This is a genomic window from Eubacterium sulci ATCC 35585, from assembly GCA_001189495.1.
GTDB classification, from domain to species: domain Bacteria; phylum Bacillota; class Clostridia; order Peptostreptococcales; family Anaerovoracaceae; genus Eubacterium_B; species Eubacterium_B sulci.
In genome coordinates this window covers 1,413,480-1,427,048 of record CP012068.1, presented here as the reverse complement: position 1 = coordinate 1,427,048, position 13,569 = coordinate 1,413,480, and the positions used below count along the sequence as shown (strand labels likewise).

Below are 13,569 nucleotides of genomic sequence, written 5' to 3'. Positions count from 1 at the left end.
CGGAGGAAAACCGATGATATTTAGTAAAGAAGCTGACTTTGAAGAGGCTCTGATTAAAGTTTTAGTAGAGCATGGTTGGGAGAATACTATACTGAAAAATCCAACGGAAGATGATTTGCTAAGAAATTGGGCTAACATCCTATATGAAAACAACAGAGGCATAGATAGGTTAAATGATTATCCTTTAACTGATAGCGAAATGAAGCAAGTTTTAGATCAAGTTATTTCTTTAAGAACTCCACTTAGGCTTAGTGGGTTCATTAATGGTGGTAGCGTTTCTATTAAAAGAGATAATCCAGATGATGTAAATCACCTAGGTAAGGAAGTAAGCCTTAAAATATATAACAGGCGTGAAATTGCTGCTGGAGAAAGTCGCTATCAGATTGCGCGTCAGCCTGTTTTTAATGCTAAATCAAAAGTGCTAAATGATCGTAGAGGGGATTTGATGCTTTTGATCAATGGTATGCCAGTTGTTCACATAGAGTTAAAAAGGTCAGGTATACCAGTTTCACAGGCGACTAATCAAATAGAAAAATATTCGTATGAAGGTGTATTTACTGGATTATTTTCTTTAGTACAGATTTTTGTTGCAATGGAACCAAATGAGACCAAGTACTTTGCAAATCCAGGACCCGAGAATAAATTCAACTCAGATTTCTATTTCCACTGGGCGGATTTTAACAATGAGCCTATTAATGATTGGAATGTCATAGCTTCAACTTTACTATCTATTCCAATGGCACATCAACTAATAGGTTTTTACACAGTAGCAGATAATGCGGATGGAGTATTAAAGGTTTTACGTAGTTATCAATACTATGCTGCGAATGCAATATCCGATAAGGTTTCTAAGATTCAGTGGGATGATAAAAACCAACTCGGTGGATATATTTGGCATACAACGGGATCTGGAAAAACTATGACAAGCTTTAAGTCAGCGCAACTAATTGCAAGTTCTAAAGACGCTGATAAAGTGGTTTTTCTAATGGACAGAATTGAGCTTGGTACTCAGTCGTTAAAAGAATATAGAGGCTTCGCAGAAGAAAACGAGGAAGTACAGGAGACTGAGGATACATCCGTACTTGTTAGTAAATTAAAGAGTGATAATCCTTCTAATACCTTGATTGTCACATCTATTCAAAAAATGAGCAATATCAACAAGGAAAATGATGGACTTAAGGATGCCGATATTAAGAGAATGAATACTAAACGAATAGTATTTATTGTAGATGAATGCCATAGATCAACATTTGGAGAAATGCTTACAAGCATCAAAGAAACCTTCCCAAAGGCTATATTCTTTGGGTTTACGGGGACTCCAATACAAGATGAAAATCAAAAGAAGTTGAATACAACATCAGATATTTTTGGCAATGAATTACATCGCTACAGTATCGCAGATGGAATAAGAGATAAGAATGTTCTGGGTTTTGATCCATATAAAATACTAACTTATAGAGACAAGGACCTTAGAAAAGCTGTAGCATTGGATAAAGCTAAAGCAAAAACAGAAGACGAGGCAATTAAAAATAGCGAAAAATCAAAGATATATTATCACTATATGAACGATGTTCCTATGGCTGGCTCATTTGATTCAAGTGGTAAATATAGAAAAGGTATAGAAGACTATATACCTATGGCTCAGTATACGGGAGAAGAGCACAAAAGTAAGGTTGTTGAGGATATCGTTGAAAATTGGACAACTCTAAGTAGGGGAAATAAACTCCATGGAATCTTTGCGACTAATAGCATTCCGGAAGCAATAGACTACTATAGACTATTTAAAAAAGCAGATATCAATTTAAAAGTTACAGCCTTATTTGATCCTAGCATAGATAACGAAGAAGGATTTGCTTTTAAAGAAGATGGATTAGTGGAAATCATAGAGGACTATAATGTCAATTTCTTTCAAGCAGATCAGTTCAGTTTGGCAACTTGGCCCAAGATGAAGAAGGATATATCAGCAAGGCTTGCACATAAGACACCATATCAGAGAGTGGGAACTACACCAGAAAAACAAATCGATCTCTTAATTGTCGTTAATCAGATGCTTACTGGATTTGATTCAAAGTGGATTAATACACTATACCTTGATAAGATAATAGAATATGAAAACCTTATTCAAGCATTTTCTAGAACAAATCGTCTATGCCGTGAAGATTTGAAACCTTTCGGAACTATAAAGTACTATAGAAAGCCTCATACAATGGAAAGAAACATAGATGCGGCAGTAAAGCTTTATTCAGGTGATAAGCCATTAGGTTTATTTGTGAATAAGCTAAATCGTAACCTAGAAAAGGTTAACGAGATTTTTAGTGATATAAAATATCTATTTCATAATGCTGGCATCGTGGATTTTGAAAAGCTTCCTGATGATGTAGCTGAGAAAAGAAAGTTCTCTCAGCTTTTCAATGAGTTGAAAAAGCATATTGATGCAGCAAATATACAGGGCATGACTTTTAGTAAAAAAGAATATGAATTTACAGATGAAGATGGTCGTGGGTATACTGTTTCATTAGAACTTGATGAAAACACATACTTAATATTGGTACAAAGATATAAAGAATTAATCGACCCAGATGGTAATTCTAATCCTCAAGGTACATATGATATAAAGGGATATATCACAGAAATTGATACAGATAAGATTGATGCTGACTATATGAATTCAAGGTTTGAAAAATATCTTAAGCTTCTCCAAACAGACGATAATTCTAACTACCAAGTTCAGCAAGCAAAGGAACAGTTGCATAAGACTTTTGCTACGCTAAGCCAAGAAGATCAGAAATATGCAAATATTTTCTTACATGATATTGAGAGGGGAGAGGTTAAGGATATATCTCTATCTTTCAGAGAGCAGATTGTAAAGTACAAGACTAAGGATAAGGATACGCAAATCCAAAAGCTAGTAAAAGCCTTAGGTGTTGATGAAACAAAATTGAAAAATATGATTGAAAAACATCCAGAAGAAGCAAATTTAAACGAATTCGGAATGTTTGATGACCTAAAAAGTACCGTTGATAAATCAAAGGCTAAGGAGTACTTTGAGAAATTAGATGAAACGGAACTAACAAAGGTGAAAGTAAATCAAAAAACATCAAAACTGCTAAAGGAATTTATCCTACGTGGCGGATTTGATATCTATCTAGGGAAAAAAGAAAATTAATGATTAGGCCATATTCTTCGCGAATATGGCTTTTTCTTGGGAACAGTGTAAGCTGGGGGATATTGTTGATAGAGTTGTTCGTAAGAATATAAATAATGAATCAACTTTGCCACTGACTATCTCGGCCCAGTATGGATTGGTAGACCAAGTCACATACTTTAACAACCGTGTTGCAAGTCGAGATGTGAGTAAATATTACTTGGTTTTGAATGGTGAATTTGCCTATAACAAAAGTACCTCCGATGGTTTTCCGTTTGGTACAGTAAAGAGGCTTGACTTGTATAAAAAAGGTGTATTATCAACACTTTACATCGTTTTTAACATAAAAGGTAAAGCAAAAACTAATAGCGATTTTTTGACAGTTTTCTTTGATACTGACAGATGGCATAAAGGTGTGTCTGAACGAGCTGCAGAAGGTGCAAGAAACCATGGACTATTAAATATATCTGCAGAGGATTTCTTTGATATTGATTTATATTTGCCCAAATCAGAGGAAGAACAAGCTTTTATTGGAGCATATTTTAGGAGTCTTGACAACCTTATCACTCTTCATCAGCGTAAATCATTTGACATTTTAACTTAAACTAGAAAGTGAGCGCATTACGAGATCAATATCCTTATTTTCTAGCTCATGAATAATGTGAAGATATGTTTTTTGTGTGGTTGTCATACTAGAATGACCTAGTCTTCTAGCAACACTAGCGATTGATACCCCTGCGAACAGTAGAAGTGAGGCATGTGTATGTCTGAGTCCATGAACTGAAATAACTGGGATTTCAGCATGTAAGCAATGTCTTTCTAGTGCATTATTTACGGTTGAGTTAAATACACGCGATTTGATGAATATGGGCTCGTCTTTTGGTAACCCCTTGAGTAATTCAGAAAACTGTACGATGAGCTGCCAATCAATCTGGATTTTTCTTATAGATGAACGATTTTTAGTTGGAAGGAATCCACTATTTCCTTTGTAATCCCAGGTTTTGCTTATTGATAGAGACTGATGAGGAAAATCAAAATCACTTGGCGTAAGTGCTAAAGCTTCAGAGAATCTTAATCCTGTTTTTGCAACAAGTAGAATAAACCAATCCCAATTTATATCGGTTGCTAAGTTTAAATCTTGCAATAACTTATGGAGTTCAAATTGATTAAGATATTTTGTTTTCTTTACGCGTGGTATTTTCCCTTTTATAATTGCTTTTCTAGTTGGATCTCTTTCAATAAGCCCCTCATCAACAGCATCTAATATTGCACCTTTAAGTTGGTGGTGAAAATCCATTGTTGTTTGTCTTTCGTGAAATTCTGCAAAGTCATTGAGAAGTTGCTGGTAGGTCAGCCTATTTATTTCATTAATTTTCAATTCAGGGATTAATTTTTTTACCCATGTGCTTGTCAAAATATATTTGTCCATTGTAACTTTACGGATTGCGCCAGATTTATATACGTCTATCCATTGGGAATAATATTCGTGAAATAAATCGGTATTTTTTGTATCATTAAGCATTACTTTCTTATCCTCCTTATATAATATTGTGATTTACGCTGATGAAGAGTGATAAGCTTATCTAGGAGCTTAAAATATTCTCCTATAAGTTCCTGTTCATCAACAGATTTCGGCAACAGTATATCAAATTTAGTAAACGTTGAAATCCAATGACGCTCATGACTAACAGGTAAGTAACTGATATTTTTTAGAACATTATAAGCACAATACACATTATCTTTCGTGGTGCTTAAAGTAAGAAGTTTTATAGCAGAACTCTTGACTTTGAACGGAAAATCCACATAGTGTGATGATGTTGTAAAGTCATCAAATATAATTACTGGGTTTCTCTGATTTGCTTCTTTTATGCCAAAATGTTCATCAGTATATCCTAAAATAAAGCTTTGACCTGCAGTCAAAACAGGGATTTTATTTTTATCATCATACTCAGTATTTTCTACAATATACGTCTGGGGTTGCTCATATTTAAACACATCCCCCAACTTACGCTGTTCCCAAGAATTTGTGCTTATAGAATATAATAATAAATTTCTATGCAAAGAAAAATGCAATCTGTTTATATAGACGAGTGTCTAAAAAGCATTTCGAAGCACCGAGGGTCCACGATATTGACAGAATTTTTTACATATGATAGCATCTAAATATAATTAAATATTAATAATCTCTCGGAATTCCGAGTGATTATGGTCAGCGTAGTTGACAATGGACGCTGATAATTTGCAAAAATTGATAGACTATTTAGGGGGAAATCTTCCATTTGATGAAGATGAACGTTATATATTGGTATATAAGTTTTCGAGAGATAAAAGATTTGATGCGTTGTTAGCTAAGGCGGATACTCTTGTTTGTGTACAAACAGGTGAGGATGAGATAATAGAGTATATTAGGCTACATCCGGAGAAATTTATTTTTGAATGGTATCATTATGAAGATTAACCCGGTATTGGAGGCAGAAAATGTGTAATTGTTGTGAGAAAATTACTTTAGTTCAAGACTTTAAGTCTCCGAAAGACTATGAAAAAACTATGGCTTACATTGGAAAGCTGATAGAAAAAGACGGTTTTCTGCTAGTAGATGGCACCTGCCCTGTAGATGGTTATAAGCGTGATGGGTACTGGGTAGATGACATTATCTACCATGTCATTGAATGTCCTAAATGTGGGCAGAAATTTACCAGTGTTGTAAATACATATAGAGGTGGAGGGTCGTTTAAAAAGGGCTGATGGAGAATTTTGAGATATTTGAAGAGGCTTGCAAGTATATTTTAGCTAAAATGGGTGAGTTTAAGGATGCTCTGAGTACTAAAGTGAGTTCATTAGAAGGTAGCGATATTTTATATAAAGAAGTAAAAACCTAAAAGTGGTGATAATTTAAGGGGAAATAGCATTATTAAGGGAAAGCATCTACATAGTAGGTGCTTTTTTGATGTCTCAAACTAAGGATGCACTAAAATATAGATTGAAAAAATTAAAAAACCACTTGTTAGATATAACTAACTTATGTATAATAAAGATACCGACGGACGCGTCGGTTAAAATAGGAGGTATTCATATGTGTGCTGCACGTAGACTTAGTGAGTCTGAAAGAAAAAATGAAATTATGAATTCTGCTGTCGATGTAATAACCCAAAAAGGTCTGGAAAATGCAACGATGGAAGAGATTATTGCTGGTACTAGTTTATCAAAAGGTGGTGTCTACCACTATTATAAAAACGTCAACGAGATTTTTAAAGACATTATGATCTCAGGAATTGAATATAGAAAAACAATTATAAAAGAGCATATGGATGAGTGTAAAAAGGGTCACGAAATGGAATTTATAGCAAAGCAATTTGTTGATAAAATCATAGATGATAACCCTTATATGCCACTTTATGTTGAGTTTCTTATTGCAAAGAAAAGAAATCCTGAGCTAGAGAAAATGATGCAGGAGCTTCAGGAGCTGACTAGCGATAGGTTTAGCACGGACATGGGTGATGAATTAGGGTGGTCATTTGATGTAAACATATTTAATGTTTCTACTGATGTAATGAATGCACTTATCCTTGCATCTAATATTTTAGGAGCTAGAGATAACTTCACAAAAAACAGACATTTTCTAGAGAGGATGTTTCTCAGTATATTTAAAGAAGGAAAGGAGAATTGATATGGACATATATAAGAAATCGTTTAGATACGTACCCGAGTATAGGGTGTTTGGTTATTTAGCAGTCCTAATATCTGCTATTTCGGCATTTATTATGGTGCTTGGATACCATTACATATATAAATTCTTTGATGAAGTTATAGTCAAAGACAACCTTGAAAATGCAAGCGTTTATGCAATAAAGATTGTAATCTATTTGACTTTAGCGGCTATATTATACCTAATCTCTGGGTTAGCCTCACACAAGCTAGCTTTTAGGTTAGAGACCAATCTTAGAAAAAGAGGAATCGATGGCCTAACAGATTCGAGCTTCAGATTCTTTGATACTAATCCGTCAGGTCAGATTAGAAAAACAATAGATGATAACGCAGCGATGACACATACTGCTGTTGCGCACATGATCCCTGATAACTCGCAGGCATTTTTGACACCTATACTTGCAATAGTTCTAGCCTTCTCGGTAAGCATTAGAGTAGGGATAATCATAGTTATTTTGACCCTTGTAAGTGCTCTAATACTAAAAGCTATGATGGGTAATTCTGAGTTTATGAAGGTATATCAGGAGGCACTAGACAAGCTCAGTTCAGAGACAGTAGAGTACATAAGAGGCATGCAGGTTGTCAAAATTTTTGGGACAAAGCTAAACTCATTCAAAGCTCTTGACGAGTCTATAAAAAACTATTCGAAATATGCATATGACTACTCACTTTCCTGCAAAAAACCATATGTCATATATCAATTGATTTTTCTCGGTTTAATTGCAATTATCAGCATACCGCTAAGTTTTTTCATTACAGGTATGGGAAGTCCTAAGAATTTTACTGTTGAGCTGATTATGATATTTTTTATCAGTGGTGTAATAATGGTTTCTTTCATGAAAATCATGTGGGCGAGCATGAATATTTTCAATGCTAAATATGCAATTGATAATCTAGAAGCCTTGTATGACAAAATGCAGGAGGATAGGTTGACATATGGAAGCAGAACACGTTTTGATAACTATAATATAGATTTTAAAAATGTGACATTCTCATATGGAGAAAATACAGTAATCGAAAACCTCTCGTTCTCGCTTCTCGAAAAGCGAACTTACGCACTCGTAGGACATTCAGGTTCTGGTAAATCAACAATAGCAAAGCTGCTATCTGGATTTTATAGGCTTGATGCTGGAACAATCAAAATAGGAGGATACCCTCTTGAGGAATATACTAAGGAAGCAATCATACGCAATATTTCATTTGTGTTTCAAGATAGCAAGCTATTCAAAAAGTCAATATTTGACAATGTTGCCATAGCAGATGAAAGTGCGAATCGAGAAGATGTCATGAAGGCACTGAGTTTAGCTGGTTGCGACGAGATTTTAGCTAAGTTTAAGGATAAGGAAAATACAATTATCGGCTCAAAGGGGGTTTATCTTTCGGGAGGAGAAAAGCAGAGAATTGCAATTGCAAGAGCCATTTTGAAGAACTCACCTATAGTAATAATGGATGAGGCGAGTGCCTCTATAGACGCTGATAACGAGTACGAATTACAAAAAGCTTTTAAGAATCTCATGAAGGACAGAACAGTAATCATGATTGCCCATAGACTAAGTAGTATTCAAAATGTTGATGAAATAATAGTTTTGGAAGGCGGTAAGGTGGTCGAGCGTGGAAGTAATGATTCCTTGATTGAAAAGCAAGGAATATATAGCAGGCTACTTCGTCTATATGAAACAGCAAATGATTGGAGGGTGTAAAATGAAAAACTATTTTAAAAGAAGATATGCCCTATCCGAGCAGGGTGCAAAAAATGTTACTACTGCATCTTTAAATTGTACACTTACTTACTTTGCAAATCTTGCACCTATGTTCATTTTAATGATAGTGTTCGATCAGCTGATTCTGGGGAATGTGCATGCTACTTGGCAATATATCTGCATGTCAATAGCTACACTGATAATAATGTATTTACTCCTATCAAAAGAGTATGTTAGCCTTTATAACGCTACATACAAGGAGTCTGCAAAGTTGAGAACAGATATCGCTGAGAATCTTGCAGACTTACCACTTGCTTACTTTTCAAAGCATGATCTATCAGATTTATCTCAAACCATCATGGTCGATGTGAATTCGATTGAACATGCCTTGAGCCATTCAATACCTAAGGTTGTCGGTATGTGGATTTTCTTTCCTATTATGGGTCTAATGCTTGTAATTGGAAACTGGAAGCTTGGACTTGCAACAATAATTCCTACACTTGTGAGCTTTATAGTAATTCCGTTGAGCAAGAAGAAAGAAATCACAGCTAACAGTAAGTACTACAAGGTTTTGAGAGAAAACTCTGAGCTGTTTCAGGAGACCATTGAGCTGCAGCAAGAAATAAGCAGCTTTAATCAATCTAAGAATGTTAAGGAAAATCTCTATAAAAAGATGGAGGAAAGTGAGAAAATTCACTTCAATGTCGAGATGATGTCGATGGTTCTTGTTGCGATATCTACACTTTTTGCATATATCAGTGTAGCAGTGGTAATACTTGTCGGAATAGAACTTCTCATGCGTGGTGAAATTTCTTTGTTATACCTCGTGCTCTACATTATAGCTGCCATAAAGGTCAAGGAAATCTTTGATATATCAAAAGAAGGTATCCTCGAAATGTACTATATTGAGCCAGCAGTAAGACGCATAAAAGAGATTAAGAATGCTGTATTGCAGAATGGTAAGGATGTTAAGCTTTCTAACTTCAACATTGAGTTTAAAAATGTATCATTTGCGTACGACAATGACACACAGGTATTAAAAGACGTGAGTTTTACAGCAAATCAGGGCGAGGTTACTGCTCTTGTAGGTGCATCTGGCTCTGGAAAAACATCCATTTTGAGATTGATATCAAGATTATACGACTACGATGGTGGAAGTATCTTGATAGATGGAAAAGACATCAAAGATATATCGACGGATTCTTTATTCAAGGATGTTTCAATTGTATTTCAGGATGTGACCTTATTTAATACAAGTGTTATGGAAAACATCAGACTTGGAAGAGAAGATGCAAGCAATGAAGAGGTAAGGAAGGCTGCCGAGCTTGCTAATTGCATGGACTTTATTGAAAGGCTTCCTGAAGGCTTTGATACTGCTATAGGTGAAAATGGCGCAGAGCTTTCTGGTGGTGAGAGGCAGAGGCTCTCGATTGCAAGGGCATTCCTCAAGGATGCACCAATACTGATTTTAGATGAGATTTCAGCTAGTCTTGATGTTGATAACGAGAAGAAGATTCAAGAGAGCCTAAACAAGCTGATTAAAAATAAGACTGTAATTATAATATCTCATAGGTTGAAATCCATAGAAAATGTTAACAAGATTGTTGTAATAGATAATGGTGTTGTTGAAACTTCAGGCACACATGATGAACTAATGAATAAATCAAAGGTATATAAAAACCTAATTCAAAAAACTAAGCTTGCAGAGGAGTTCAATTATTAGGAGAAAGAAATAGAAAATATCAAAAGGCAGCCAAAAGGCTGTTTTTTGTTGTAAAACATATGAGCCTTTGGATGTCTGTGCAGCCATAAATCTTGAAAATTTGCCATTTATATGGTATCGTTTATAAAAACAGCTAACAGTTAGGAGATGCCAGATGAGCATTATGACAGTGAAAAACCTATCGCATGGCTTTGGCGATAGAGCTATATTTAACGACGTTTCCTTCAGACTTCTCAAGGGCGAGCATATAGGCCTCATAGGAGCAAACGGCGAGGGAAAGTCGACTTTTATGAACATAATCACGGGCAAACTTATGCCAGATGAGGGAACGGTGCAGTGGTCCAAGAATGTGAGCGTAGGCTATATGGATCAGCATGCTGTGCTCAAGAAGGGCATGACCATCAGAGAGGCGCTAGCAGGGGCCTTTGACTCACTCTTTGATATGGAAAAGCAGATGAATGAGCTTTATGAGCAGATGGGAAGCGCTGACCCTGATAAGATGGATGAGATGATGGAGGAAGCTAGCGTTCTTCAGGAGCTTTTGATGGCGCACGACTTCTACAGCATAGATGTCAAGGTGGACGAGGTAGCAAGGGCTCTTGGACTTATGGAGCTAGGTCTTGATACCGATGTTTCTGCGCTTTCTGGTGGACAGAGAACCAAGGTGCTTCTTGCGAAACTACTTTTATCAAAGCCAGATATCCTTTTGCTCGACGAGCCTACAAACCATCTCGACAGGGAGCATATCGAATGGCTGAGAAGATATCTTGAGTCATATGAGAATGCTTTCATCCTCATAAGCCACGATATACCGTTTCTGAATAGTGTTGTAAACCTTATCTACCACATGCATAACAAGAATCTCGATAGATATGTCGGAGACTACGATAAGTTCATGGAGGTATTCAAGGTTAAGCAGGAACAGCAGGAGGCTGCCTACAAGAGACAGCAGGCAGAAATCGCAGAGCTTAAGGACTTCGTTGCCAGAAACAAGAGCAGAGTTGCGACTAGGAATATGGCGATGTCTAGGCAGAAGAAACTGGATAATATGGAGCTGATTTCAAGACCGACTGAGGCACCTGAGCCTGAGTTTGATTTTAAGGAGAGCAAAATCAGCGGCAAGGTTATATTTGAGACTAAAGACCTAGTCATAGGCTACGATGAACCGCTCAGTAAGCCTTTGAATCTATACATGGAGCGTAAGCAGAAGATAGTAATCGAGGGTGCAAATGGCATCGGAAAGACTACTTTGCTTAAGAGCCTTCTTGGCCTGATACCAGCGGTGTCTGGAGAGGCTAAAATGGGCGATTCTATCGAACTTGGCTACTTCGAGCAGGAAAGCTCTGGTGATGGAGAAAAGACCTGTATAGACGAAATCTGGCAGGATTTTCAGGCATGGACTCAGTTTGAGGTAAGACTTGCTTTAGCAAAGTGTGGTCTTACAACAAAGCACATAGAGAGTAAGGTAAAAGTCCTCTCAGGAGGAGAGCAGGCAAAGGTAAGGCTTTGCAAGCTGATTAACAGACCTTCCAACCTACTTGTGCTAGACGAGCCGACAAATCACCTTGATGTTGCAGCAAAGAAAGAGCTAAAGCGCGCACTTCAGGAATATAATGGCAGTATTTTGATGGTATGCCACGAGCCTGAGTTCTACGAAGGACTTGCCACGGAAATTTGGGACCTTTCAGAGTGGACGACAAGGCTGATATAAAAGGAGAGTTTCATGACTACCGCTGAAGATATCAGAAATAGACTTATGGATCTAAAGGATGAGGAATATAAGGTCTTTAATTCAAAGCTAATTCCAAACGTCGACGAAAGCCTTGTGATCGGCGTTAGAGTTCCTGCGCTCAGGAAGCTCGAAAAGGAGCTTAGAACTGAGGATTTAGGAGACTGGCTCTCTGACCTTCCTCACAAATACCTTGAAGAGAATACTTTGCACGGAATCGTAATTTCAAATATGAAGTCTCAGGAGGATTGTCTTTTTAGACTTGAGGAATTTCTTCCTTATGTCGATAACTGGGCAAGCTGCGATATTATGAATCCTAAGGTTTTAGCAAAGGATAAAGAGCGCTTTCTCGCTTGTATCAGGTCATGGATTAGATCGGAACATCTTTATACAAGTAGATTTGGCATGGAGATGCTGATGAGCTATTTCCTCGATGATGAATTTAAGGAGGAATATTTTGAGCTTCCAGCTAGTGTTAAAAGCGAGGAATACTATCTTAACATGATGATAGCCTGGTTCTTTGCAACTGCCCTTGCCAAGCAGTGGGAGAGTGCAATAGTTTATCTAGAAAATAATAGACTATCAAAATGGACTCATAATAAGACCATACAAAAGGCGATAGAAAGCTATAGAATAAGCCCTGAGCAAAAGGAATATCTAAGAGGACTAAAGATAAAGTAAAACCTCAGGAGAAGGTGGAAACTATGGACATAAAAAAAATATATCTAGTTTATTTTAGCCCAGGCGGAAATACGGAAAAAGTAGTAAAGCTCATCGGAACAAAGTTAGCTGGTGAGCTAGACGCTGAAGCATACGCAATTGACTTCACATCACCTGAGATGAGAAACGCGCAGTACAGCTTCGATGAAGATGCACTTGTGATTTTCGGTATGCCAACCTACGCTGGAAGAGTTCCAAACAAGCTCCTGGCTTTTCTTCAGAATGGTTTTAAGGGGAATGCCACAAAGGCAGTTGCTGTTACCACATTCGGAAACAGAAGCTTTGACAGCTCTTTGACTGAGCTATCGCTAGAGCTATATCAAAACGGATTTGATGTCTTTGCAGCAGCTTCATTTGCCTGTCAGCATCACTTCTCCAAAGTAATAGGAACGGCAAGACCAGACAATGATGATATAGCTGAAATAGAAAAATTTGCATTAAGCATAGCGCAGTGGCTATCAAAATCGGAAGCAAATAGCATAGAACAAAGAAATATACTTGCTGAATCCGAAGTAAAGCCTTACTATATTCCACTAGGTGAGGATATGCAGCCTGCAAAATTCCTAAAGGCGGTGCCAAAGACGGTAGAAGCCTTATGTGATGGCTGCGGAGTCTGCGTCAAAGCCTGTCCAGTAGCTAGTATTTCTTCAGATTATATGACGATTACAGGGCCATGCATCAAATGTCAGGCCTGCGTTATAAAATGCCACAGTGGAGCAAAGTATTTTGATGATGAGGCGTTCCTATCTCACGTAAGAATGTTAGAAACAAACTATACCAAAAGAGCAGCAAACTTTGCCTTGATTGAAAAGACTGCTGAAGTGTGATAGATTATTTCTGTAGTAAA

At 36.9% G+C, this 13,569-nt stretch carries 11 protein-coding genes and 1 pseudogene; 10 read left to right on the top strand and 2 right to left on the bottom strand.

Features of this window, described 5'->3' with window-relative positions; genetic code table 11:
* Window positions 1-13 precede the first annotated feature (13 nt).
* Complete coding sequence (locus ADJ67_06620) at window positions 14-3,166, top strand: DEAD/DEAH box helicase (protein ID AKT47337.1); 3,153 nt, start codon at window positions 14-16, stop codon at window positions 3,164-3,166.
* A gap of 25 nt (window positions 3,167-3,191) precedes the next feature.
* The gene (locus ADJ67_06615; GenBank protein ID AKT47336.1) at window positions 3,192-3,749 is read left to right on the top strand and encodes a type I site-specific deoxyribonuclease; all 558 of its coding nucleotides are present in this window, start codon (window positions 3,192-3,194) and stop codon (window positions 3,747-3,749) included.
* Here the strand turns inward: ADJ67_06615 and ADJ67_06610 are convergent.
* A complete protein-coding gene (locus ADJ67_06610; protein ID AKT47335.1) occupies window positions 3,741-4,667 on the bottom strand; it encodes an integrase in 927 nt (308 codons plus the stop codon). The genes ADJ67_06615 and ADJ67_06610 overlap by 9 nt on opposite strands.
* The gene (locus tag ADJ67_06605; GenBank protein AKT47702.1) at window positions 4,667-5,179 is read right to left on the bottom strand and encodes a restriction endonuclease subunit S; all 513 of its coding nucleotides are present in this window, start codon (window positions 5,177-5,179) and stop codon (window positions 4,667-4,669) included. The genes ADJ67_06610 and ADJ67_06605 overlap by 1 nt, the downstream gene beginning before the upstream one ends.
* A 190-nt stretch (window positions 5,180-5,369) precedes the next feature.
* Between ADJ67_06605 and ADJ67_06600 the strand changes: the two are divergent.
* From ADJ67_06600 to ADJ67_06565, 8 genes and pseudogenes are all read left to right on the top strand, one after another.
* Window positions 5,370-5,603 (top strand): annotated as a pseudogene (locus ADJ67_06600) (hypothetical protein).
* A 20-nt stretch (window positions 5,604-5,623) separates the two neighbouring features.
* A complete protein-coding gene (locus ADJ67_06595; protein AKT47334.1) occupies window positions 5,624-5,890 on the top strand; it encodes a hypothetical protein in 267 nt (88 codons plus the stop codon).
* A 328-nt stretch (window positions 5,891-6,218) separates the two neighbouring features.
* Window positions 6,219-6,812, top strand: coding sequence for a TetR family transcriptional regulator (locus ADJ67_06590; GenBank protein AKT47333.1), 594 nt, complete (start codon window positions 6,219-6,221; stop codon window positions 6,810-6,812).
* A 1-nt stretch (window position 6,813) separates the two neighbouring features.
* Window positions 6,814-8,550 (top strand): ABC transporter ATP-binding protein, encoded by a 1,737-nt coding sequence (locus tag ADJ67_06585; GenBank protein ID AKT47332.1) that lies wholly within the window; start codon window positions 6,814-6,816, stop codon window positions 8,548-8,550.
* Between the two features lies 1 nt (window position 8,551).
* Window positions 8,552-10,273, top strand: a complete 1,722-nt coding sequence (locus ADJ67_06580) for an ABC transporter ATP-binding protein (protein AKT47331.1) — start codon at window positions 8,552-8,554, stop codon at window positions 10,271-10,273.
* 154 nt (window positions 10,274-10,427) lie between these two features.
* Window positions 10,428-11,984 (top strand): heme ABC transporter ATP-binding protein, encoded by a 1,557-nt coding sequence (locus ADJ67_06575; GenBank protein ID AKT47330.1) that lies wholly within the window; start codon window positions 10,428-10,430, stop codon window positions 11,982-11,984.
* Between the two features lie 12 nt (window positions 11,985-11,996).
* Window positions 11,997-12,683, top strand: coding sequence for a DNA alkylation repair protein (locus tag ADJ67_06570; protein AKT47329.1), 687 nt, complete (start codon window positions 11,997-11,999; stop codon window positions 12,681-12,683).
* A 23-nt stretch (window positions 12,684-12,706) separates the two neighbouring features.
* Window positions 12,707-13,549: a hypothetical protein gene (locus tag ADJ67_06565; GenBank protein AKT47328.1), complete on the top strand. Its 843-nt coding sequence runs from the start codon at window positions 12,707-12,709 to the stop codon at window positions 13,547-13,549.
* The last annotated feature ends 20 nt before the right edge of the window (window positions 13,550-13,569 follow it).